The sequence below is a fragment of the Falsiroseomonas ponticola genome (genome assembly GCF_016805305.1).
In the GTDB taxonomy this organism is placed as follows: Bacteria; Pseudomonadota; Alphaproteobacteria; order Acetobacterales; family Acetobacteraceae; genus Falsiroseomonas; species Falsiroseomonas ponticola.
Genome location: NZ_JAERQN010000001.1, coordinates 104,229 through 125,989 on the forward strand (window position 1 = coordinate 104,229; position 21,761 = coordinate 125,989).

The following is a 21,761-nucleotide window of genomic DNA, read 5'->3' on the forward strand; positions in this document are numbered from 1 at the left end:
GTCGTTCCCCTTCCCGCCGCATTCAGGCCCCGGCGGAATTGCTTCAGTGCCTAAGCATCACGGCAGGGAAGGGTGCGGTCAAGCGGGAGGATCGGGCTCCACAACGACCAGCTCGGCGCCATCCTCCACCAGGTCCCCGGCCTGGCAGCGCAGCGCCTGGACGGTGCCGGGGATGGGGGCGGTGATGCGCATCTGCACCTTCATCGCCTCCATCACCAGCAGCACCGCGCCGCGCGCCACGCGGTCCCCGGCCGCGGCCAGCACCTGCAGCACGCGGCCCGGCATGGGGGCGAGGATGCGGCCGCCGCCGGCCTGCTCCTCACCGGAGGGCGCGCGGGGGTCGCGGTGGCGGAGTTCATGGGTGGCGCCATCCAGCACCACCAGCAGCAGCTCCCCCTCCCGCGCCACGGTGGCGCGGATGGCGCGGCCATCGAGGGTGAAGGTGGCCGCATCGCCCTCCCAGCGCGGCACGCCAAGGGCGGCGCTGCCATCAGCGAAGTCGATTCCGCGGCCAGGATGAAGGCGAAGGTCGATCTCATCCTCGCCGTCAATCAGACGAAAATCCTGGTAGCCATCGCCGTTGAGGCGCCAGGCGGTGGCGCTGCCCCAGGGCGAATGGGGGTCCGCGGCGTCCCGCGCCTCGGCATCCCGCAGCAGGCGGAGCGCGGCGGCGGCGAGGGCGGCGCGGGGCGCGGGGCCGGCTTCCGGCAGCAGGGCGGCGGCGTGGCGGGCGATGAAGCCGGTGTCGAGGTCCGCGGCCGCGAAGGCCGGGTGGACCGCGATGGCGCGCAGCAGCGGCAGGTTGCTGCGGATGCCGGCGACCGCGGCGGCATCCAGCGCGCGGGAGAGGCGGCGCAGCGCCGTGGCGCGATCCGGCCCGGCGGCGATGATCTTGGCCAGCATCGGGTCGTAGTGGATGGGCACCGCGTCGCCCTCTCGGACGCCGGAATCGATGCGGATGCCGGGGAGATGCGCGGGCAGGTGGAGGTGGCGCAGCGTGCCGATGGAGGGGGCGAAATCCCGCGCCGGATCCTCGGCATAGAGCCGGACCTCGATGGCGTGGCCTTCCAGCGGGATCTCGGCCTGCGCCAGCGGCAGGGGCTCGCCCATGGCGACGCGGAGCTGCCATTCGACCAGATCCTGGCCGGTGATGGCCTCCGTCACGGGGTGTTCGACCTGCAGGCGGGTGTTCATCTCCATGAAGGCGAAGGTGTCGCCTTCGGATATGAACTCCACCGTTCCGGCGCCGACATAGCCGATGGCGCGGGCGGCATCGCAGGCGGCGCGGCCCATGGCGGCGCGGCGATCGGGCGTCATGCCCGGGGCGGGGGCTTCCTCCACCACCTTCTGGTGGCGGCGCTGGATGGAGCAGTCGCGTTCATGCAGGTGGACGACGTTGCCGTGCGCATCGGCGAAGACCTGGATCTCGATGTGCCGGGGCTTCGTCAGGTAGCGTTCCAGCAGCAGGCGGCCATCGCCGAAGGCGGCGAGCGCTTCGCCGCGCGCGAGGGTGATGGCTTCCTCCAGCGCGGCGGCATCGGCCGCCACCTTCATGCCCTTCCCGCCGCCGCCGGCGCTGGCCTTGACCAGGATGGGGAAGCCGATGCGCGCGGCCTCCGCCCGCAGCGTGGCGTCCGACTGGTCCTGCCCGTGGTAGCCGGGCACGAGGGGGACGCCGGCCTGTTCCATCAGCGCCTTGGCCGCGGCCTTGCTGCCCATGGCGCGGATGGCGGCGGGGGGCGGGCCGACGAAGATGAGGCTCGCTTCGGCGCAGGCCTCCGCGAAATCGGCATTCTCCGAGAGGAAGCCATAGCCGGGGTGGATGGCCTGCGCGCCGGTCGCGCGGGCGGCGGCGATGAGCGCGGGGATGGAGAGGTAGCTTTCCCGCGCGGGGGCGGGGCCGAGGCGGATGGCGTCATCGGCCAGGGCGACATGCAGGGCGGTGGCATCGGCATCGCTGAAGACGGCGATGGTGCGCAGCCCCATGGCGCGCGCCGTGCGGATGACGCGGCAGGCGATCTCGCCGCGATTGGCGATGAGGAGGGAGGTGAAGGCGGTCACGTGCGGAAGACGCCGAAGCGCGGCTCCCCCTGCCAGCCCGGCACCGGGTTGTTGCGGGAAGCGGAGAGGCAGAGCGCGAGGACCATGCGCGTATCCTCCGGCGCGATCACCCCATCATCCCAGAGCCTGGCGCTGGCATAGGTCGGGTTGCCCTGGGTCTCGTATTGCGCCTCGATCGGGGCCTTGAAGCGGGCCTCCTCCTCCGCCGGCCAGGTGCCGCCCTTGGCCTCGATCGCGTCGCGGCGGAGGGTGGAGAGCACGCTCGCGGCCTGGGGGCCGCCCATGACGCCGATGCGGGCATTGGGCCACATGAAGAGGAAGCGGGGGCCATAGGCGCGGCCGCACATGCCGTAGTTGCCGGCGCCGAAGCTGCCGCCGATGACGACGGTGAACTTGGGCACGCGGGCGGTGGCGACGGCCGTCACCATCTTGGCGCCGTCCTTGGCGATGCCGCCCGCTTCGTATTTCCGGCCGACCATGAAGCCGGTGATGTTCTGCAGGAACACCAGCGGGATGCCGCGCTGGTCGCAGAGTTCGATGAAATGCGCGCCCTTCTGCGCGGATTCACCGAACAGCACGCCGTTATTGGCGACGATGCCGATGCGGTAGCCCCAGAGGCGGGCGAAGCCCGTCACCAGCGTCGGGCCGTAGAGCGGCTTGAACTCCTCGAACTCGCTGCCGTCCACCAGGCGGGCGATCACCTCCCGCACGTCATAGGGTTCGCGGAGGTCGGCGGGGATGACGCCGCCGATCTCGGCCTCGGGGTAGAGGGGCGGGCGGGGTTCGGTGACGTCGTCATGGCCCGCGGGCTTGGCGCGGTTGAGGCCGGCCACGATGCGGCGCGCCAGGCCCAGCGCATGGGCATCGCTGTCCGCCATGTGGTCCGTGACGCCGGAGGTGCGGCTGTGGAGTTCGGCCCCGCCGAGATCCTCGGCGGAGACCACCTCCCCGGTCGCGGCCTTCACCAAGGGCGGGCCGGCCAGGAAGATGGTGCCCTGGTTGCGGACGATGATCGCCTCGTCCGACATGGCGGGGACATAGGCGCCGCCGGCGGTGCAGCTGCCCATCACCACCGCGATCTGCGGGATGCCGGCCGCGGACATGCGGGCCTGGTTGAAGAAGATGCGGCCGAAATGGTCGCGGTCCGGGAAGACCTCGTCCTGATTCGGCAGGTTGGCGCCGCCGCTATCCACCAGATAGAGGCAGGGCAGGCGGTTGGCCTCCGCGATCTCCTGCGCCCGCAGGTGCTTCTTCACCGTCATCGGGTAGTAGGTGCCGCCCTTCACGGTCGCGTCATTGGCGACGATGACGCATTCGCGGCCGGAGACGCGGCCGATGCCGGTGATGAGGCCGGCGGCGGGAATCTCCTCCCCATACATGCCCTGGGCGGCGAGCTGGCTGAATTCCAGGAAGGGGGAGGCCGGATCGATCAGGGTGCGGATGCGGTCGCGGGGCAGCAGTTTTCCTCTGCTCGTATGCCGCAGCCGTGCCGCTTCACCGCCGCCGAGGCGGATCCTTTCGACGGTTGTCCGGAGATCGGCGACGAGGGCCGCCATGCGGGCGGCATTGGCGCGGAAGCTGTCGCTGCGCGGGTCGGCGCTGGTCGGGATCACGCCCATGGCGTGGCCGCCCGGAATCCCACGCAGCATCCCCGAACCCTTGGCACGCCCTGCCCCCCTTGTTGCTTCGGGGGCTAGTGCCGCACGGCAGGCCGCGGGCCGTCAATCCTGCCGGGGAGCCCACAAAAGGAAAGGGGCGCCTTGCGGCGCCCCCGACCCGTAGCCGTGTCCGGAAGGTCCGGCGCTGATCAGCGCAGGACGATCTCGACGCGGCGGTTCTGCGGCTCGCGCACGCCGTCCGCCGTCGGGACGAGCGGGCGGCTCTCGCCGAAGGCCTGGATGGACATCGCCGAGCGGGCGACGCCACGGCGCTCCAGCTCCGCGGCCACGGCCTGGGCGCGGCGCTCGGACAGGCGCTGGTTGTACTGCGGCGTGCCGGAGCGGTCGGCGTGGCCGGAGACCTCGATGCGCGTCGTGCCGGTGCGGCTGTTGGTCGCGGCCTCGCCGATGATCTGGCGGGCGCGGTCCGTCAGGTCGGCGCGGTCGAAGTCGAAGAACACCAGGTAGGTGCGCGGGGCGGCCGGGGCCACGACCGGGGTCGGGGGAACGACCGGGGCCGGCGGCGGCGTCACGCCGAAGGCGTAGCGCAGGCCGATCAGCAGGCTGTGGTTGTAGTTGTCCACATCCGTGTTGCCGCGGGTCGTGCCCGAGGCGCTGGCGGGCACGTCGATGTTCGGCTGCAGCGTGCCCATGAAGCGGTATTCGGCGGTTATCGCCAGGCCCGGGGCCGCGGCGATCGGGAAGGCGGCGCCGACGATCGCCTGGTAGGCGAACTGGCCGTCGTCACCGTCGATCGTCACGGAGGCGCCGTTGGAGGCGCGGGCGCGGACGCTGTCATAGGAGTGCCACTGGTAGCCGGCGCCGACGCCGACATACGGCGTCAGGAAGGAACCGGCGCCCAGGTCGAAGTCGTAGAAGGCGTTCGCCATGATGCCGTAGGAACGGGCCTTGCCGTCGGCGCGCAGCGGGCGGGTGTTGAAGCCCGTGATGCTGTCCACCTCGTTCTCGCGGTAGCTGCCCTCGATTTCCGCGCGGACGCCGTTGCCGAAGCCGTAGCCGAGGCTGATGACGCCGACCCAGCCGTAGTTGAACTCGACCGTCGCGCTGCGGTCGGCGCGCGTCAGGCCGGCGGCCAGCGGGCCGGTGATCGAGACGTCCGACTCCTGCAGCAGGTTCACGCCGGCGCCGGCGCCGACGTAGAGGCCGCTGATCGGCTGGGCCTGAGCCGCCAGCGGCAGCGCCAGGAAGGTCGCCGCCAGAAGGGCGTTGCGGATACGCATCATCATCGCTCCTTTGTCCCCGGCTTCGCCGGGGGGGTCGGTCATTGCCGCTTGCGCGGCTGCCGGATCGATCGCCTCTCTAGACCGCCGGCGCGCACAAGGCGAGAGGGACCTGCCAGGATGCTCGCGGGTGGCGTGTGCGTGTGGCACCCGGGACACACTCACAGAACCGCGATGCCACAGGCCCGGACCAGCCCCCGTCACCCCCGCAGGGCCATCACCTCCCGCGCCTTGGCCGCGCAGGCGGCGGCCAGGAAGCCGAGGTCGGTGCCGGTCGAGACGTAGCGCGCCCCCATGCCCACGATCTCCGCCACCATGTCGGGGCGGGAGGCGAGGCCGCCGATCCCCACATGCTTCCCCCGCCCGCGGGCGGCATCGATGATCCGGCGATAGGCGTCGCGCACCCGCGGATCGTCGTAGCGGCCGGGGATGCCCATTTCCGCGGTCAGGTCGTTCGTGCCGACCAGCACCATGTCCACGCCCTCCACCGCCACGATCTCCTCCACCCGGTCCAGCGCCTCCAGCGTCTCGACCATCGGGATCACCATGGTGGCGGCGTCCAGCACCGGGTTGGCCAGGCTGGCGGGGAAGGATCGGAAGCCGAACTGGGGCAAGGGCGCGGCGGCGGAGCGGGTGCCGAGCGGGGCGAATCGCGCCATGGCCACCACCGCCTTCGCATCCGCCGCCGAGCGCACATGGGGGGCGATGATGCCGAGCGACCCGGCATCCAGCACCCGGCCGACATAATCGGGCGTCAGCGCCGGCACCCGGACGAAGGGGGTGATGCCCGCCGCCAGCGCCGCCATGCAGACCTGGCCGGTCATGTCGAGCGTCAGCGGGCTGTGCTCCATGTCCACATAAAGGCTGTCGAAGCCGGCGCTGGCGGCGATCTGCGCGATCTCGATCCCCCGCACCAGGCGCACGGTCATGCTGGCCACGACCTCGTCCCGGGCCAGCATCTCCCGCACCCGGTTGCGCAGGATGTCGGCGGGCTGGACGGTCATGGCGCGGGCTCCGGCATGGCGGGCGGGGCCGGGCGGCCGGAGGGCGGCGGCCCGGGGCGGTCCCTCCCCTGTTGCGGGAAGCCTGGAGCATTTTCAAGTCGGGCGGAATCGCCCGACGACTCGGAAAATGCGCAAAAACAGAATTCTAGATCGGTTTCAGCGTCGCGGCCGACGCTGAAACCGATCTAGGCCCCGGCGCTCAGCCCCGGCAATCCGCGCCGGCGATGCGGGCGGGGTCGAGCCGCCCGCGGGCCAGGCCATCGCCGGGTTCGGGGGCGAAGGCGGCGAACAGCGCCAGCGCCCGCTCTTCCAGCCACAGCGGATCCTGCCGCGCCGCCAGCGCCCGCATCGCCGCGCGGGCCTCCCCGAATCGCGGCCCGAAGGCGCGGTGGAGATAGGCCTCCGCGGGCCCCGGCGGCACGCCCACGCCGTCGCCGCGATCAGCCAGCGGCGGGTTCCCGGCCACCAGCCGCGCCGCGGGGCCGAGCGCGACCGGGCCCGGCGGCCGGCCCGGCGCCGGCGGGGCGATTCCCGCCAGCACCGCGGCCAGGCTCAGCGCCGTGCCGGGCGCATGGCCCAGCCGTTCGGCCACCACCGCCGCCCAGAGGGCCAGGGCCGGGGCGCGGTTGACGCGGAGGGGGGGGCGGGGATCGCATGGCGGGACAACGCGCTGGCGGGACCGGCGTTGATGTTCTTGATTCGTTCCAGCATCCACGGCATGCTGGGCGCATGCCCGAAGCGCCCCTGCCCCCCGGAGCCCTGCCCCTGCTCGCGGCCTGTGCCGGCGGCCGGGTGGTGGCTGGCCGGCCGGCCTGGCTCTCCCCGGCCACCTTCGCCCTGATGCGCCAGGCCGCGGCGTCGGCCGGCCCGGCGGGGGATGGCGTGAGCCTGGCGCGGGAGGTGGTGGCGGCGCGCCACCCCGCCCTGCCCGCCGCGCTGCTGACGGAGGCCGCGCAGCTGGCCGCCGCCGGGGCCGGAGCCGCCGCCGGGGCCGCCGCCGGAAAGGACCTGCCATGACCCCGCCGCCCAGCATCCTCGGCCAGACCCGCTGGGAATGGGTGGGGGCGGGCATCCGCTTCCGGCTCTGGACGCGGCCGGTAGTCGGCCAGGGCGGGCGCAGCGTGGTGCCGGTGACGCTGCTCTGGCGCCGCCCCGACGGCACGGGCGGCATGGCGCGCTGCGACGGGCTGATCGAGGCGATGGCGCGGGTCGAGGCGGTGATGGCGGAGCCCGCGGCGGGCTGAGCGGCGCGCGGCGGCGGCGGCGGCGGGGCATGTCCTTGGCGGGATTCGAACCGTCCTGCCGCAGGCAGGCGGGGCAGCCACCGTGGGTTCGACCGGCGGCGCGCGGGGATTGGGGGCATGTCCTCGGCGGGATTCGAACCGTCCTGCCGCAGGCAGGCGGGGCAGTCACCGTGGGTTCGACCGGCGGCGCGCGGGGATTGGGGGCATGTCCTCGGCGGGATTCGAACCGTCCTGCCGCAGGCAGGCGGGACAGTCACCGTGGGTTCGACCGGCGGCGCGCGGGAATCGGGGCATGTCCTCGGCGGGATTCGAACCCACGGCCCCCAGATTAGGAATAGGGAGGATTGCCCCGCCAGGGGCCGCCCTGCCTCGCCGTAAGCCGCCAAATACCTTGCTTTTAGACGGGTCCGCAAATAAGGTGGCCGCCATAAGCCGCCATGCGGACCCGTAGCGGACCTAGCCGCCGGGTCCGCACGGGGTCCGCAACCGGGGTCCGCGCCATGCCGAAGCTGTCCGAGAAATTCATCACCGGCCTGGCCCCGGCGCCCGGCGCTAAGGACAGGCTGGTGTTCGATACGGAGACGAAGGGGCTTGGCGTTCGGGCCACGGCCAACGGCAACAAGGTGTTCCTCGTCCAATGGACCGATGCCGCGACGAAGCGGAAGGTCCGGGAGCCGCTGGGCACCTGGGGTTCGATCACGCTGGAGCAGGCCCGGACAGCGGCTAGGGCGCGGCTTGGCCGAGTCGCGGCAGGTTTCGACCCGAAGGCCGAACGCGAAGCCCGGAAGGCGGAGGATGCCCGCCGCCGGGCCGAGGAAGCGCGGACGAAGGCGGACAAGGCATTTACGGTAGAGGCCCTGATCGCGGATTGGGCGCGGCTGCATCTGGCAGGCCGCCGCCCGCGCTACGCCGCCGAGGCTACACGCGCGCTCCGGCTTGCCTTCAAGGCACACATGGGTAGCCCCGCCGCCAGCCTGGACCATGGCGCGGTGGTGGCGGTGCTGGATTCGCTTTCTGGCGAGGGCAAGGCCGCAACCGCCCGCCTCACACTCGCCTATGGTCGCGCCTGCTACGGCTGGGCGGTGAAGCGGCGCCGGCTTGTGTTGAACCCCTTCGCTGGTCTGCCGGTGGCAGATGGCGGAGGCGTGGCCCGCGACCGCGTGCTGTCCGACGCCGAGATTGGAGAGGTGTGGCGTGCTGCCAGCAAGGTGCCGGCGCCGCATGGCCCGATGGTGCGCTTCCTGCTGCTGACACTCGCGCGCCGGGAGGAGGTGTGCAGCATGACCTGGAGCGAGGTGTCGGCGGACCTCTCCACATGGACCCAGCCCGGAACGCGGACGAAGAACGGGAAGCCGCATGTCGTGCATCTGAGCGGCGCCGCGCGCGACATCCTGCGCGCCGTGCTGGGCGCCGAGTCGGGCAAGCCACTTCCAGCACTTCCAGCCCAGGAGCGGATGGTATTCGGCATTGGTGACAACCGGCCGATTACAGCCCACTCGTGGACCAAGCGACAGGTTGATGCCGCGATTGACGGAGAGCGGAAGGAAGCCGCTGGCGACACAGCGGCGGAGATGCCTCGATGGGTTCTGCACGATTTCCGGCGGAGCGGCGTGACGTGGCTGGCGGGTGCCGGCTTCCCGCCGCATGTGTGCGACCGACTGCTGAACCACATCAGCGGCACCATCAGCGGTGTGGCCGCCGTGTATCAGCGCAATGAGTTTTTGCCGGAGCGGAAGGCGGCGCTGGAAGCGTGGGGAAAGCAGGTTCTCGCCTGCGCCAAGGCGAACGCGGACCCATCCTCTAACGTGCTGCCTATGAAGTGGAGGCGTGCCGCAACTCAAGCCAAGGCGTAACCCGATCCCGCCACCCCCGGGGTACGACGCAAAGGGCTAGCCCCCCCGGCCCGGCTGGGGTAACGCCTACGCATCGGTGCCGCAACAACCCCGGGGTAGTCGGGACTGCGCTGACCACCGAAGGCCCACGGTCGTGCAGCCATAAGGCGACACGGTAGCTAGGGGTCCCTATGGGGGCTTTCGATCCGTCGATATGGCGGAGAGATGGCCCCCCCGCGTTGGCGCGCGGAGGGGCCGGGCTTGATGGCTAGATCAAGGGCGAGACCGCCGCCGCGACCATAGGGGCCAGCCGGTGACGAATCCAAGGGTTCGAAGCCGCGCCTGAGCAAAAATAGTCGCGACGGCGGGCGCCCCCCTGGAAAGGGTCCCGTGACACAAACTTATCTGACTGAACGCGATATCGCCGCGCGCTACCACATCGCGGCCCGAACCCTACAACGCTGGCGAGGCACCGGAGAGGGGCCGCCCTACATCCGGTTAGGCGCGCGGCGGATCGTGTATCCGCTGGCGGCGGCCGAGGAGTGGGCAGCGGCGAGGACATTCCCGCATCGCGCCGCAGAACTGGCGCAGGATGGGAGGAGCCGCGCATGAGCCGCGTGTTCCTGCCGCTGGCCGCGCTGGTCGCGACGCTGGTGATCCTGGCGGCGCTGCGCCTCCTCAACATCGCATCCCCTTAACGCAAGACCGCCGGGCGCGTGGAGCGACCCGGCGGCAAGCGTTCGGTGTGATGATGCGGTGGTGACGCCCGCCTTCTAGCACGCTGCGCGCTCCGCGCCACGCTCCAATTGTGTCCGGTGGTCCTGACATCAGGACAACCACCATGAACGCCACCACTACCTGCCCCACCTGCGGCCGGCGCCACCGGCTGCGGCGCGCGATGACGCCTGCCCCGCTGCCGCTGTTCGCATGGGCTGCACGGCATCCTCGCCCGCCTGCCATCGGTGCCCGCCTCCTCCTCCGCGCCGACATGCTCGACGCCGAGGGAGAGCCGCGCGCCTGCATCGCCATTCCCGGCCAGCGCGTGCCGCTGGCCTATCCGAACCTCGCGGCGGCGCTGTCCGCCCTGCGTGCCATGGAGGCCGCCCATGCATCCCGTTGAACCTGCCGACCACCGCCCGGTGGCGCAGCGCCCCCGTCACCTGCTGCGCGTCGGTGACACGTTCCTGCCGATCCCGAAGCGGGCGGCGGAGGTGGCGCGACTGCTGTTGCAACACCCTGCCGGGATGACGCGGGTGGAGATGCTGAACGCGGCGCCGCCCCGCTTGGCACTCAACGCGACATGCCACGTCGCGCGGCTGCGGAAGGCCGGTTGCCCGATTGAGAGTGTCCCCGTGATCGGCACCGACGCGGACGGCAACAAGGTGCTGTTCGTGCGCTACCGCCTGGCCGGCGATATCGCCGTGACCGCCGGACCCTGGCCCATGCTGGAGGATGCCGCATGATGGATGACCTCGACGCGATGACGGTGGTGCAGGCGCCGGGACGGCGCCTCGCCAAGCTGATCCATGCGGATGGCACGGTGGAGGCGCAGCAACGGACCCGCACCGTCAACCTGCACAACCTCCAGGTTCCGGGGCTGGCGGCGCTGGCGATGCTGCTGGAGGAACTGGCGCAGCGCCCGGACACCTGCGTGGTGCGCGGCGCGATCCTCGACGCGGACAGGACGCACGGTGTCCGGCGCCTCCTCCACCGCGATCCGAAAACAGGCGAGGCGCCTACGCTGCGCGAGGTGCCGCGCCGCTGGATCGCGCTGGATGTGGACAGCCTGCCGGTGCCAGAGGGGATGGACCCTGCGGACCTGGTGGCGAACGCCCGCGCCATACTGCCACTACTGCCGGCGCCGTTTCGGGTGGCGAAGCTGGTGGTGCAAGCCACGGCATCGCACGGGATCAAGCCCGGTGCGCGCCTGCGGCTATGGGGCTGGTGCAGCCGCCCCGTGACCTCCGCCGAGTGTAAGGCGTGGCTGGCGGCGGCGCCGGTTGATCGTAGCCTCTACAGCGCCGCGCAACCGCACTACACGGCGGAGCCGCTGTTCGTCGGGCAGCGCGATCACCTGCCGCGCCGGCTGGCCGTTCTGGAGGGGCTGGAGGCCGTTGTGGTGCCCCCGGCGCCGCTGCTGGCACCACCGCCCCCACCGCCTGCTGCAACCGCCCTGCGGCGCTCCGGCAGGCTCTACAGCGGGGGCGAGGTGATGCGCTTCGCCCGCCTCCTGCGCGTGGTGCAGGACGCGGTGGAGGGAGAGCGGCACCGGCTGCTGTTTTGGGCATCGTGTCGCGCTGGCGAATTGATCGCGGCCGGCATCCTCGATGAAACCAGCGCCCATGTGGCGCTGGTTCAGGCCGCGATGGATGGCGGCGGGAAGGACAGGCGCAACGCCGAGGCAACTGCCCGCGACGGCATCGCGCGCGGCGCGGCGGAGGCGCGGGCATGACGGAAGCCGCAACCATGGTGGCCGAGGATGCCGCCGAGATATTGCGCCTCTCCCTGCTGGACCGCGTGACCTATGACCGCGAACGCGATGCGGCAGCAAAGCGGCTGCGCGTTCGCGTCGGCACGCTGGACAGCATGGTGGAGGAGATGCGGCCGGCGCCCGAGCAACCGCGCGGCCGAGGCGTGGAGCTACAGGTCGTCGTGCCCTGGCCGGAGCCGGTGGAGGCCGGAATGGTGCTGGACAGGCTGGCCGCTGCGATCCGGCGCCACGTCATCCTGCCCGCCACCGCCGCCGATGCTGTCGCGCTGTGGATCGCGCATACCTGGGTATCTGAGCGGTTCCAGCACTCGCCCCGTCTGAACATTGGATCACCTGCCAAGCGATGCGGGAAATCGACGCTGCTGGACCTGCTGCGCGCCACCTGCCACCGCCCGCTAAAAGCCGACAACATCAGCGCCAGCGGAGTGTTCCGCACGGTGGAGGCGTTGCGGGAGGAAGGCGGGATTACGCTGCTGGTGGATGAGGCGGACACCTTCGTGGGCGACAACGAAGAACTGCGCGGCATCCTCAACTCCGGCTTTGAGCGTAGCGGGGAGGTGGTGCGCGTGGTGGAGGTGAAAGGGGAGTGGGTGCCGGTCAGGTTCGCCACCTTCTGCCCCGTGGCGCTGGCTGGGATAGGCAAGCTGCCGGACACGCTGGCGGACCGCTGCGTGCCGATCACGCTCCAGCGGAAGGCGGCGGCGGAGACGGTGACGAAACTCCGCGCGCCTGGCGCTCGCGCAACGCTGCACAATGCCGCCCGGTGCCTCGCCCGATGGGCGGCGGACCGGCGCGACCATCTGCCGCTGGACCCGGAGGTGCCGGAGGCGATGGGCGACCGGGAGGGCGACATTTCCGTGGTGCTGCTGTCCATCGCGGACGATGCCGGCGGGGAATGGCCCCAGCGTGCCCGCCGGGCACTGCTGGAGGTGTTCGGGCACCGCAACGCGGCCGAGGGCAATGCCGAGGCCGGCGCCCTGCTGCTGGCGGACCTGCGGGCGCTGTTCACCGAACGCGGCGCGACCCGCCTTCCCTCGACTGACATTATCGCGGCGCTGGAGAAGTTGGAGGAGCGGCCGTGGCCGGAGTGGAAGAACGGGAGGCCGATGACCCCGGTGCAACTGGCGGCGGCGCTGGCGCCGTTCCGGGTGCGGCCGATCACCTACCGGCCGCCGGGCGGTGGTGCCCCGGTCAAGGGCTACATCAGCGACCATTTTGAGGAGGCGTGGTCCCGGTATCTGACGCCTGCTGCACCTGCGCCCGCCAACTAAGGGCGCTGGAGCGGTAACGCGGTTACAAGCGAGGAAACTCTAGGCTTTGCGGCCGTTCGGGTGCGGTTACAGGGTGCGATCCTGTTACGGCTGCGAATGGGCGGAAAGCGGCGGAAAACCGGGGTTGTAACCGCGTTACGGGCTGGGCGGAGGGAGGAGGCGGGCAGGCTGGGAAACCACGCGCGCGGGCTTAGGGGTCATATTTTGAATTGCGGATGCGTGCGGAGGTGACGGGGAGCGGTCCCGGTGCGGGGATCGTATGGAGATCGCACCCCCGCCCCCCCCGGCGGCACGCACCGCCGCCCGAAAGTCACGGATTAGCATGGCCGCATGAGTGGCGCGGTCGTGGAGGGCGTTGGGCTGAACACTTCGCCCGCCCCCCCGCCATATGGATCGCGTTCTTGCCAATCGGCAGGCCAGCGCAGTGCCACCACCTAGACGCTGACCCGCCTTTGGCGAAGCTTAACTGATAGGACGACGCCCGGCAGTAGGCGCTGGGACGGGCGCTGGTGGCGCCAGCGCCATCAGGGCACGCGCCAAGTCTGGATCGTCTCCAATCTGCCGGATCAGACGTTGCAACCCTGCTTCTAGGGCAATTCGGGCGTTCTCTCCGCTGGCGATCTGGATGTTGGGGTTCAGACCTTCCGCCGTGAAGGTGCGAGTGAATACGATGCGGCCGGTGGGGTCCGTTATCTTGACGTTGACCTGTAGGTCAGCGGCGGCCACGCCGCTCCAGAACCCGGCGCGGAACTCGCTGTGAAAGCGCAACACCTCCACCTCGACCCGGCCATCGGTGCCGCCGATCCGAAAGCCGCGTGCCTCGAACTCGCCAATAACTGCCTGGCGTGTCTCCGCGATCACATCGTTGGTCGCGATGATCGGCGCCATCTCCATGCCGTATCCGTTCTTCTTGACGCTGACCCGATCCCTATTGGCCGTCCTGGCATCACGAGTTTCCACTTGCAGCCCGATACGCTCAGCCCCGGGGATAGCCTGGACGCCGGCTACTGGCGTGTGCCGAACGTGGATGTAGTCGGGTTCTAGCGCGCAGGCAGCCAAAGGGAGCAAGGCAAGGAGCGTTAGCAGGCGGCGCATAGGTCCCTCCGATTGATAACCGGGCGCAACGGTGCCGGGAGACGTGGCGGGCGTCTAGCGGGGGCGTGACGTCCGGTGATCCCTCCTGACCGGTGGTAACGCCTGCACTGGCACCTGCTAGTGCTGATATGACGGAGGCGGCCCCGCTGGTGATCCTACCGCACCACGGTAGCCATAGCCGGGTGGTTGCTACGGTCCTGGCCCATGGGCGCGACGTAGGGCGGACGATGGACGGCGCCAGGTGGTCAAAGGCGCGTTGCCCACGGCGCTAGAGCGGCGACGCAAGCGGCATCTTGTGGACTGGTTTGTGGACCATGGCCGGCGCCGCGCTAGAAGCTGCCCGGAAGGCCGGATTCTGGCGGACGGAATATCCGCCTAACAGCGAGACGCCGCCGGCTGCCCAAAGCGCGATTGTCTGCGGCGCTAAGGGCCGGGGGTCCTGTCCGCTGGCGCCGAGTCGCAGCGTTTCGGACGGCGCCACCGCGCTAGGTTCCGCCGCCGCCTAGAGGTTCCTCCTTCTACCCATCCAGAACGTGATGCTACGCCCGGCCACTGCTGCACCTGGAGCGGAGACGGCGCCGGAACACCTGCGCTTGCATTTCCGCGAGAGGGACCCAGCCGAGGGGTCCGCACCGGGTCCGCATATCGGAGGTCCGCGAAATAAGAGCGCGAAATATGCCCTTAAACGACTGATTTGATTGGTGTCCTCGGCGGGATTCGAACCCACGGCCCCCAGATTAGGAATCTGGTGCTCTATCCTGCTGAGCTACGAGGACGCCGCGCCCCGGATAGCACAGCCCGCCCGCGCCATGCGAGGGGGGCGGGAAACCCGCGCGACGCCAGCCCGTTCGTCCCCCCAGGTCCCGCCACAAGCGACCGAGGGAGATCGACACATGGCAAGCAGCATCCGCGACATCTACATCGCCGGCCTCACCAACGCCCACGCGCTGGAAGCCCAGGCCATCCAGCTCATCAACCGCCAGGTCGAGCGGATCGAGAACTACCCGGAGATGCGGGAGCGCCTGCGCCTGCATGGGGAGGAGAGCAAGCGCCAGCAGGAACGCCTGGCGCAGATCCTGGACGGGCTCGGCACCTCGCCCTCCAGCATCAAGGACATCGGCACCTCGCTCATGGGCAACGTCGCCGCCATCGGCCATGCGCTGGCGCCGGACGAGGTGATGAAGAACACGCTCGCCAACTTCGCCTTCGAACACATGGAGATCGCGAGCTACCGGTCCCTGCTGACCATGGCCCAGGCCGCCGGCGACACCGGCGCGCCGCGGCTGCTGGAGCAGAGCCTGCAGGAGGAGATCGCGATGGCGCGCTGGATCGAGGAGAACCTCGACGCCACCACGCGGCGCTATATGCAGCGCGAAAGCGCCGGCCAGACCGCCGGCGTCTGACCGGTGAGGGAGGGGGCCGCGGCCCCCTCCCCTTCACGCGCCCCCCCAGGGCGCGCATCCTGCCCCCGCAGTCACGCGGAGGCGCGCCATGGCCGAGCCCTATCCCGAAGCCGTCTTCGACGCCGCCATGGCGCGGGCCGGCATCGCGCTGACGGAGGCCGAGCGCGCGACGCTGATCGCCGTCTCCCGCCACATCGCCGCCAGCACCGCGCGCATCCGCATCCCGCGGGAGGCCGCGCGCGAGGTCGCGCTGGAACCCGCCACCATCTTCGTGCCGGGCGAAGGGCGATGAGCGCCCTGCCCGCCACCATCGCCGGCCTGCACCGGCTGGTCGCGGCGAAGCAGCTCTCCCCGGTGGAGCTGGCGCGGGAAGCGCTGGCGCGGGCCGAGCGGCTCAACCCCGTGCTGCACGCCTTCATCCGGCTGACGCCGGAAGTCGCGATGGAGCAGGCCCGCGCGGCGGAGGCGCGGCAGATGGCGGGAACGCTGCGCGGCCCGCTGGATGGCATCCCCGTCGGCCACAAGGATATCTTCGAGACAGCGGGGATCCCGACGACCGGCCATTCCCGCTTCATGCAACACCATGTGCCCGCCCGGGACGCGACGGTGGTGCGCGCCTGGGCGGAGGCGGGGATGGTCATGGTGGGCAAGCTCGCCACCCATGAATTCGCCTGGGGCGGGCCTTCCTTCGACCTGCCCTGGCCGCCGGCGCGCAACCCCTGGGACACCAGCCGTTTCACCGCCGGCTCCTCCACCGGCACGGGTGCGGCGGTCGCGGCCGGGATCGTGCCGGCGGGCACGGGCAGCGACACCGGCGGCTCCATCCGGGGGCCGGCGGGGCTCTGCGGCCTGGCGGGCATCAAGCCGACCTATGGGCTGTGCAGCCGGGCGGGGGTGCTGCCGCTGGCGCAGAGCCTCGACACCACCGGCCCCATCGCCTGGACGGTGGAGGATTGCGCGCTGCTGCTGCAGGCCATGGCGGGGCATGACCCGGCGGACCCTTCTTCCGCCAACCGGCCCGCGCCGGAGCTGCTGGCGGGGCTCGGGGATGGCGTGAAGGGCCTGCGGATCGGCGTCATCCGCCACTTCCATGAATCCGACCTGGTGGTGACGCCTGCCGTCCGGCAGGGCGTGGACCACCTAGCCGAGGTGCTGCGCGCCGAGGGGGCGGAGGTGCAGGACGTCACCCTGCCGCCGCTGATGGACTGGAACGCGACCGGCTGGCTGATCCTGATGGTGGAAGCGCTGGCGGTGCATGAGCCCTGGCTGCGCACGCGCTTCCGCGACTATGGGGAGATCCTGCGCGAACGCCTGGCGCTGGCGACCCTGGTTTCCGGCGCCGACTACGTGCAGGCGCAGCGCCGGCGGCGGGAGCTGTGCGGGGCGATGGCGGCGGCGATGCGGGGTTGCGACCTGCTGCTGACCGCGGCGCAGGCATCGGAGGCACCGCCGATCGACAAGGTCTCCAAATTCGCGAGCCTGGAGGCCCCCGGCCTGACCATCCCCTTCAACCTCACCGGCCAGCCCGCCATGACGGTCTGCACCGGGTTCGGGGAAGGCGGGCTGCCCGTCGGCGCGCAGATCATCGGCCGGCCCTTCGAGGATGCGGTGGTGCTGCGCGCCGGCCATGCCTTCGAACGCGCCACCGCCTGGCGCCAGCGCCGCCCCGCCCTCGCCGCCTGATGCCCCCCGGAGCCCCCGCCGCCATGAAGCGCCCCATCCCGCCGATCGCCGCCCCCGTCCTCAGCGCCCTGGTCCTCGCCGCCGGCCCGGCCGCCGCGCATCACCCGATGGGCGGCACGACGCCCGCGACGCTGATGGAGGGGCTGCTCTCGGGCCTCGGCCATCCCGTGATCGGGCCGGATCACCTGGCCTTCCTGCTCGGCCTGGCGCTGGTGGCGGGGCTGGCGGGATGGGGGGCGGTGCGGGCGCTGGTCTTCGTCGCGGGCTCGCTCGCCGGGGTCGTCACGGCCTGGGCCGGGCTCGCCCTGCCGGGGGCGGAGGCGCTGGTGGCGCTGTCCGTCATCGGCATCGGCGCCGCGCTGCTGGCGCGGGCCGAGCTGCCGGCGGGCGCCTGGGCGGCGCTGCTGGCGGCGGCGGGGCTGGCCCATGGCCAGGCCTTCGCGGAAGCGGTGATCGGCGCGGAGGCGACGCCGGTGCTGGCCTATCTCCTCGGCCTCGCGGCCGTGCAGGCGGCGATCGTGCTCGGCGTGGCGAAGCTGGCGGCGGAACGGCCGGCGCTCGGCCGGCTGCCGCGCCTGGCCGGCATCGCGGCGATGGTGGTGGGGGCGGCGGCGCTGCTGGCCTGAGCCCGCCGGGCTCAGAACAGGAAGTCGTCCACCTCCATCGCGGCGGCCGGGGCGGCGGCGGCGGGCACATCGGCGCCGAAGCCGCGCGCGATCTCCCTTTCGCGTTCCATCGTGAAGGGCACGGCGTGCACCAGCAGCAGCCGGTCATGCACCAGGCCGGGCGCCACTTCCGGCGCGCCGGCCGACAGCGCCTCCAGCTCCCCGCCCATGCCGCCGAGTTCCTGCGCCAGGCCGAGCGCGGCGCCGAGGCATTCGGCCATGGCGGCGAGTTCGCCGGGCACGCGCCCGCCTTCCTCCCGCAGCCCGGCCACCGCCGCATCCATGGCGCGGCCGGCATCGCCCAGCCGTTCCAGCCCGTCGCGCAGCGTCGCCATCATCGCCTCCAGCGCCGCGACCTGGCCCTGGCCGCCGCCCTGCATCAGCGTGGCGCTGGTCTCCAGCGCGGCCTCCAGCGCCGCCGACAGGCCATCGACCCCTTCCGCCATCTGCTTGGCATAGGCGCGCAGCTCGATCGTCACGGCGCCGAGCGCGGCGCCCTGCTTGCCGAGCCTGGCGCAGCGGAACACGGCGTTCAGCCCGGCGACGCGCAGGTCGATCTCCATGCCGCGGATCTCGCCGAGCCCGGCGCGGAGGCTGCGCATATGGCCATCGATCGCGGCCATCGCGGCGTCCAGCGCCTCCAGGCTCGCGCGGCTGGACCCGACCAGCGACGCGGCCTGCCCCAGATCGCCATCGAGGGCGCCGAGGAAGGACCGGCCCTGCGGCCCGCCGCGCCCGTACAGCGCCTGGCCCTGCGCCACCATCGCCTCCGCCTCCTGCCCCAGCCGGGCGAGGGAGGCGGTGACGCTGCGCGATTCCGTGCCCAGCGTGGCGCCGGCATCGCGCAGCAGCGCGGCCTGCATCGCCAGCGCGCGCGCCGCCAGGGCCGAAGCCTCGGCCGGGGAGAGGCCGGCGCACCAGGGGACGCCGGCACCTTCCAGCCCCGCCAGGACCTGGCCCAGCGCGTCGGTCACATGTTCAAGCCGCTGGCGCGTGGCATCGCCCACCTGCAGCGCGGTGACGACGGTGCCGATGGCCCCACTGATCGCGCGGCCCCGGTCCTGCGTCTGCTCCGCCGCCGCGCTGGCCTGCCGCCGCAGGGCGGTGATGGCGTCGAGCCCCGCGGTGATGCGGGCCGGAACCTGCCGCAGCGCGGCGCCATGCTGCCGGTTGAAGGCCGCCTGCTGCGCGGCGATGCAGCCCAGGTCCTTCACCGCCGCGGCATGCTGCTGGCCGAAGCGCCGCACGGTCTGCGCGGCCAGGTCCGTCAGCCGGCGGAGGTCGGTCTGGAAGGTGACGATGTCGCGGCTGTCGGCATCCAGGCTGCTGCTGGCGATGGCGGAGTTGAGGGTGAGGACGCCGAGCGCCTCGTTGATGCGGGAGAGGAAGGCGATGCGCGCGCCGACCGCGCCGAGCCGCGTGCCGAGCACGCCGAGCGCCGTCACCGCCTGCTCCTTGCGGGCGGCCAGCGCGACCATCCCCGCCGACGCGGCCGCGAGCTGGGTGGAGGCGGTCTCCAGCGCCTCCCCGTCCAGCAGGCGGCGGAGGTCGCCGAAGCGTTCCCCGATGCCGTCGATGCGGGCGGCCGCCTGGCCCAGCCGGTCGCCCACCGCCAGCAGGTCGTCATCCACCGGCGCGAAGGCGGGCGCCAGACGGTCGCGCAGCGCGCGCAGCATCGGCGTGCTCAGTTCCATCGGCGCACCTCCGCCAGCAGCGCCGGGATGCGGTCCAGCGGCATGACGCGTTCGGCCGCGCCCAGCGCGATCGCCTCCTTCGGCATGCCGAAGACGACGCAGCTCGCCTCATCCTGCGCCACGGTCCGCGCCCCGGCATGGCGCATCTCCAGCAGGCCGCGCGCGCCGTCATCGCCCATGCCGGTCATGATGACGCCGACGGCGTTCGGCCCCGCATATTGCGCGGCGGAGCGGAACAGCACGTCCACCGAGGGCCGGTGGCGGGAGACGAGGGGCCCGTCCTTCACCGCCACGTGGTAGCGCGCGCCGCCGCGCTGCAGCAGCATGTGCCGGTTGCCCGGCGCGATCAGCGCGCGGCCGGGCAGCACGGCGTCGCCATCCTCCGCTTCCTTCACGTCGATCCGGCACAGCCCGTCCAGGCGGCGCGCGAAGGCGGCCGTGAAGCGTTCGGGCATGTGCTGGACGATCACGATGCCGGGGCTGTCCGGCGGCAGCGCCTGCAGCACCATCGCCAGCGATTCCGTGCCCCCGGTGGAGGCGCCGATGCAGACCACGCGTTCCGTCGTGCGCACCATGGCGCGGCTGACGGGCGGCGGCAGCATCGCATCCGCGCTCAGCTTGCGTTCCACCGTCGTGCTGGGCGCGCCCGCCATCCGCCGGCCGGGCCGCGCCCGCGCCGCCGCCCGCACCGCATCGCAGACCCGGATGCCGGATTCGAGCAGGAAATGCGCGGTATCCACCCGCGGCTTGGCGATGATGTCCACCGCGCCCGCATCCATCGCGTGCAGCAGCGTCTCCGACCCCTCCTCCGCCAGGGAGGAGCAGATGATGACCGGCACCGGGCGCTGCGCCATGATGCGGCGCAGGAAGGTGATGCCGTCCATGCGCGGCATCTCGATGTCCAGGATGATGACGTCGGGCATTTCCTGCTGGATGCGCTGCGCGGCGAAGAAGGGGTCCTGCGCCGTGCCCATCACCTCGATATCCGGGGCATCGGCGATGACGCGCGTCAGCGCCTGGCGCACCGCCGCGCTGTCATCGACGATGAGAACGCGGATCGGCTTGCCGGAACGCGCCGTCATGCCCTTCCCTCCTCCCGCTGCCAGATGGTGGACATCACGCTCCGCACCCCGCGCAGCGTGGCGCCCGCGGCGGTTTCCGAATGGCCGACGATGAGGAAGCCGCCGGGGCGCAGATGCGCGGCCAGCCGTGCCAGCACCGCTTCCTGCGTGGGCCGTTCGAAGTAGATCAGCACGTTGCGGCAGAAGATCACGTCGATGTCGCCATCCACCGCGTAGCTGGTCTCCATCAGGTTCAGCAGCTGGAAGGCGGTGGCGGCGCGCAGTTCCGGCACGATCCGGCATTCCGCCCGCGCGGGATCGCGATGCCGCATCACGTAGCGGCGGCGCAGCGCCGGCGGCACCGGGGCCATCGCCTCCTCCGGATAGATGCCGCGGCGCGCCACCTCCAGCACCTGGCTCGAGATGTCGGTGCCGAGGATGCGGAAGCCCGAGGCGATGCGCCCTTCCAGCGCCAGCTCCGCCAGCACCATCGCGATGGTATAGGCCTCCGCCCCCGTGGAGGCGGCGGCCGACCACATCTTCAGCGGCCGCCCCGCGCGCGGCCGTTCCATCAGCTTCGGCACGGCGACCCGCGCCAGGAAGTCGAAATGCTCGGCTTCCCGGAAGAAATCGGTCTTGTTCGTCGTCACCATGTCGATGACGTGCTGGTATTCCGTCTCCAGCAGCCCGTCATCGAACAGCGCGCCGCAATACTCGTCGACATCCATGATGCCGAGGCTGCGCGCGCGCTTGCGCAGCCGCCCCTCCACCATGGTGCGCTTCACCGCGGGAAGCTTGATGCCGATGTCGCGCTCGATCAGCCCCGCCACCTGGCGGAAGCGGCGGTCGCTCAGGATGTCCGCCATGTGGTCAGGCGGCCAGCGCCGGATCGTCCAGCAGCAGCGCCGCGCCTTCATCCGCGCCGATCAGCCGCGGCATGTCCAGCACGACCACGAAGGCGCCGGCGCGCCGGCCGATGCCGCGGATGCAGTCGGACCGCCACCGCCGGCCGATATCCGGCGCGGGCTCCGACTGCGCCGCATCCAGGCTCGTCACCTCGAACACCCGGTCCACCAGCAGGCCGATGCGCAGGCGCCGGCCATCGAGGTCCAGTTCGAGCACCAGGATGCGCGTCACCTGGCTCGGCTCCGCCACCGGCAGGCCGAGCAGGCGGCGCAGATCGACGACGGGCACGCTGTGCCCCCGCACATCGGTCAGGCCGAGGAAGCTGGCCGGGGCATGGGGCAGGCGCGCGATCGGCCGCAGGTCCAGGATTTCCTGCACCTGGGCGACGGGAATGGCGAAGATCTCCGCCGCCGCGCCCAGGGTGACGTACTGGTCATGCTCCGCCATCGCCG

Annotated in this window: 21 protein-coding genes and 1 tRNA gene; 11 read left to right on the forward strand and 11 right to left on the reverse strand. The window is 71.8% G+C overall.

All coding sequences use genetic code 11. The features are described from left to right. Positions 1–78 precede the first annotated feature (78 nt). The 5 genes from JJI54_RS00455 to JJI54_RS00475 form a co-directional block, all read right to left on the reverse strand. Positions 79–2,061 (reverse strand): acetyl/propionyl/methylcrotonyl-CoA carboxylase subunit alpha, encoded by a 1,983-nt coding sequence (locus JJI54_RS00455; protein ID WP_318987417.1) that lies wholly within the window; start codon positions 2,059–2,061, stop codon positions 79–81. Further along, on the reverse strand, positions 2,058–3,710 hold the full coding sequence (locus tag JJI54_RS00460) for a carboxyl transferase domain-containing protein (RefSeq protein WP_456305570.1): 1,653 nt from the start codon (positions 3,708–3,710) through the stop codon (positions 2,058–2,060). The genes JJI54_RS00455 and JJI54_RS00460 overlap by 4 nt, the downstream gene beginning before the upstream one ends. 158 nt (positions 3,711–3,868) lie before the next feature. After that, positions 3,869–4,966: an OmpA family protein gene (locus JJI54_RS00465; protein ID WP_226381328.1), complete on the reverse strand. Its 1,098-nt coding sequence runs from the start codon at positions 4,964–4,966 to the stop codon at positions 3,869–3,871. A gap of 194 nt (positions 4,967–5,160) precedes the next feature. After that, entirely contained in the window at positions 5,161–5,964 is an 804-nt protein-coding gene (locus JJI54_RS00470; protein WP_203069857.1) for an HpcH/HpaI aldolase family protein, read from the reverse strand. Between the two features lie 199 nt (positions 5,965–6,163). Continuing rightward, entirely contained in the window at positions 6,164–6,556 is a 393-nt protein-coding gene (locus JJI54_RS00475; RefSeq protein ID WP_203069859.1) for a hypothetical protein, read from the reverse strand. 137 nt (positions 6,557–6,693) lie between these two features. Here JJI54_RS00475 and JJI54_RS00480 point away from each other — a divergent pair, with 137 nt between their 5' ends. The 7 genes from JJI54_RS00480 (at position 6,694) to JJI54_RS00510 (ending at position 12,802) form a co-directional block, all read left to right on the forward strand. Then, a complete protein-coding gene (locus JJI54_RS00480; protein ID WP_203069862.1) occupies positions 6,694–6,981 on the forward strand; it encodes a hypothetical protein in 288 nt (95 codons plus the stop codon). Next, complete coding sequence (locus JJI54_RS00485) at positions 6,978–7,208, forward strand: hypothetical protein (RefSeq protein ID WP_203069864.1); 231 nt, start codon at positions 6,978–6,980, stop codon at positions 7,206–7,208. The genes JJI54_RS00480 and JJI54_RS00485 overlap by 4 nt, the downstream gene beginning before the upstream one ends. A 500-nt stretch (positions 7,209–7,708) precedes the next feature. Continuing rightward, positions 7,709–9,061, forward strand: coding sequence for a tyrosine-type recombinase/integrase (locus tag JJI54_RS00490; RefSeq protein ID WP_203069866.1), 1,353 nt, complete (start codon positions 7,709–7,711; stop codon positions 9,059–9,061). A gap of 820 nt (positions 9,062–9,881) precedes the next feature. Continuing rightward, entirely contained in the window at positions 9,882–10,160 is a 279-nt protein-coding gene (locus JJI54_RS00495; protein ID WP_203069868.1) for a hypothetical protein, read from the forward strand. Further along, positions 10,147–10,503, forward strand: coding sequence for a hypothetical protein (locus JJI54_RS00500; protein ID WP_203069870.1), 357 nt, complete (start codon positions 10,147–10,149; stop codon positions 10,501–10,503). The genes JJI54_RS00495 and JJI54_RS00500 overlap by 14 nt, the downstream gene beginning before the upstream one ends. Further along, the gene (locus JJI54_RS00505) at positions 10,500–11,492 is read left to right on the forward strand and encodes a hypothetical protein (protein WP_203069872.1); all 993 of its coding nucleotides are present in this window, start codon (positions 10,500–10,502) and stop codon (positions 11,490–11,492) included. Before JJI54_RS00500 ends, JJI54_RS00505 begins: the two co-directional genes overlap by 4 nt. Next, positions 11,489–12,802: a DUF3631 domain-containing protein gene (locus tag JJI54_RS00510; protein WP_203069874.1), complete on the forward strand. Its 1,314-nt coding sequence runs from the start codon at positions 11,489–11,491 to the stop codon at positions 12,800–12,802. Before JJI54_RS00505 ends, JJI54_RS00510 begins: the two co-directional genes overlap by 4 nt. A 462-nt stretch (positions 12,803–13,264) precedes the next feature. Here JJI54_RS00510 and JJI54_RS00515 read toward each other — a convergent pair whose 3' ends face one another. Further along, entirely contained in the window at positions 13,265–13,897 is a 633-nt protein-coding gene (locus tag JJI54_RS00515) for a YajG family lipoprotein (protein WP_203069876.1), read from the reverse strand. Positions 13,898–14,596: 699 nt separating this feature from the next. Further along, positions 14,597–14,673, reverse strand: a tRNA-Arg gene (locus JJI54_RS00520). A 117-nt stretch (positions 14,674–14,790) separates the two neighbouring features. Here JJI54_RS00520 and JJI54_RS00525 point away from each other — a divergent pair. From JJI54_RS00525 to JJI54_RS00540, 4 genes are all read left to right on the forward strand, one after another. Further along, positions 14,791–15,300: a ferritin-like domain-containing protein gene (locus tag JJI54_RS00525; RefSeq protein ID WP_203069878.1), complete on the forward strand. Its 510-nt coding sequence runs from the start codon at positions 14,791–14,793 to the stop codon at positions 15,298–15,300. Positions 15,301–15,388: 88 nt separating this feature from the next. Further along, on the forward strand, positions 15,389–15,592 hold the full coding sequence (locus JJI54_RS00530) for a hypothetical protein (RefSeq protein ID WP_203069879.1): 204 nt from the start codon (positions 15,389–15,391) through the stop codon (positions 15,590–15,592). Further along, the gene (locus JJI54_RS00535) at positions 15,589–16,983 is read left to right on the forward strand and encodes an amidase (RefSeq protein ID WP_203069881.1); all 1,395 of its coding nucleotides are present in this window, start codon (positions 15,589–15,591) and stop codon (positions 16,981–16,983) included. Before JJI54_RS00530 ends, JJI54_RS00535 begins: the two co-directional genes overlap by 4 nt. 23 nt (positions 16,984–17,006) lie before the next feature. Beyond that, entirely contained in the window at positions 17,007–17,609 is a 603-nt protein-coding gene (locus tag JJI54_RS00540; protein ID WP_203069883.1) for a HupE/UreJ family protein, read from the forward strand. A gap of 11 nt (positions 17,610–17,620) precedes the next feature. Here the strand turns inward: JJI54_RS00540 and JJI54_RS00545 are convergent, their stop codons facing one another. From JJI54_RS00545 to JJI54_RS00560, 4 genes are read right to left on the reverse strand one after another with little or no spacing between them, the layout of a single operon-like run. After that, on the reverse strand, positions 17,621–19,342 hold the full coding sequence (locus tag JJI54_RS00545; RefSeq protein WP_203069885.1) for a coiled-coil domain-containing protein: 1,722 nt from the start codon (positions 19,340–19,342) through the stop codon (positions 17,621–17,623). After that, positions 19,333–20,424 (reverse strand): protein-glutamate methylesterase/protein-glutamine glutaminase, encoded by a 1,092-nt coding sequence (locus JJI54_RS00550; RefSeq protein WP_203069887.1) that lies wholly within the window; start codon positions 20,422–20,424, stop codon positions 19,333–19,335. The genes JJI54_RS00545 and JJI54_RS00550 overlap by 10 nt, the downstream gene beginning before the upstream one ends. After that, entirely contained in the window at positions 20,421–21,269 is an 849-nt protein-coding gene (locus tag JJI54_RS00555; RefSeq protein ID WP_203069889.1) for a CheR family methyltransferase, read from the reverse strand. The genes JJI54_RS00550 and JJI54_RS00555 overlap by 4 nt, the downstream gene beginning before the upstream one ends. Before the next feature lie 4 nt (positions 21,270–21,273). After that, positions 21,274–21,756, reverse strand: coding sequence for a chemotaxis protein CheW (locus JJI54_RS00560; protein WP_203069891.1), 483 nt, complete (start codon positions 21,754–21,756; stop codon positions 21,274–21,276). Positions 21,757–21,761: the final 5 nt, after the last annotated feature.

Coding starts and splice junctions, on each gene's coding strand:
- JJI54_RS00460 (WP_456305570.1), bottom strand. CDS start 3,710: ATGCTGCGTGGGATTCCGGGCGGCCACGCCATGGGCGTGATCCCGACC.
- JJI54_RS00465 (WP_226381328.1), bottom strand. CDS start 4,966: ATGATGATGCGTATCCGCAACGCCCTTCTGGCGGCGACCTTCCTGGCG.
- JJI54_RS00470 (WP_203069857.1), bottom strand. CDS start 5,964: ATGACCGTCCAGCCCGCCGACATCCTGCGCAACCGGGTGCGGGAGATG.
- JJI54_RS00480 (WP_203069862.1), top strand. CDS start 6,694: ATGCCCGAAGCGCCCCTGCCCCCCGGAGCCCTGCCCCTGCTCGCGGCC.
- JJI54_RS00485 (WP_203069864.1), top strand. CDS start 6,978: ATGACCCCGCCGCCCAGCATCCTCGGCCAGACCCGCTGGGAATGGGTG.
- JJI54_RS00490 (WP_203069866.1), top strand. CDS start 7,709: ATGCCGAAGCTGTCCGAGAAATTCATCACCGGCCTGGCCCCGGCGCCC.
- JJI54_RS00495 (WP_203069868.1), top strand. CDS start 9,882: ATGAACGCCACCACTACCTGCCCCACCTGCGGCCGGCGCCACCGGCTG.
- JJI54_RS00500 (WP_203069870.1), top strand. CDS start 10,147: ATGCATCCCGTTGAACCTGCCGACCACCGCCCGGTGGCGCAGCGCCCC.
- JJI54_RS00505 (WP_203069872.1), top strand. CDS start 10,500: ATGATGGATGACCTCGACGCGATGACGGTGGTGCAGGCGCCGGGACGG.
- JJI54_RS00510 (WP_203069874.1), top strand. CDS start 11,489: ATGACGGAAGCCGCAACCATGGTGGCCGAGGATGCCGCCGAGATATTG.
- JJI54_RS00515 (WP_203069876.1), bottom strand. CDS start 13,897: ATGCGCCGCCTGCTAACGCTCCTTGCCTTGCTCCCTTTGGCTGCCTGC.
- JJI54_RS00525 (WP_203069878.1), top strand. CDS start 14,791: ATGGCAAGCAGCATCCGCGACATCTACATCGCCGGCCTCACCAACGCC.
- JJI54_RS00530 (WP_203069879.1), top strand. CDS start 15,389: ATGGCCGAGCCCTATCCCGAAGCCGTCTTCGACGCCGCCATGGCGCGG.
- JJI54_RS00535 (WP_203069881.1), top strand. CDS start 15,589: ATGAGCGCCCTGCCCGCCACCATCGCCGGCCTGCACCGGCTGGTCGCG.
- JJI54_RS00540 (WP_203069883.1), top strand. CDS start 17,007: ATGAAGCGCCCCATCCCGCCGATCGCCGCCCCCGTCCTCAGCGCCCTG.
- JJI54_RS00545 (WP_203069885.1), bottom strand. CDS start 19,342: ATGGAACTGAGCACGCCGATGCTGCGCGCGCTGCGCGACCGTCTGGCG.
- JJI54_RS00550 (WP_203069887.1), bottom strand. CDS start 20,424: ATGACGGCGCGTTCCGGCAAGCCGATCCGCGTTCTCATCGTCGATGAC.
- JJI54_RS00555 (WP_203069889.1), bottom strand. CDS start 21,269: ATGGCGGACATCCTGAGCGACCGCCGCTTCCGCCAGGTGGCGGGGCTG.
- JJI54_RS00560 (WP_203069891.1), bottom strand. CDS start 21,756: ATGGCGGAGCATGACCAGTACGTCACCCTGGGCGCGGCGGCGGAGATC.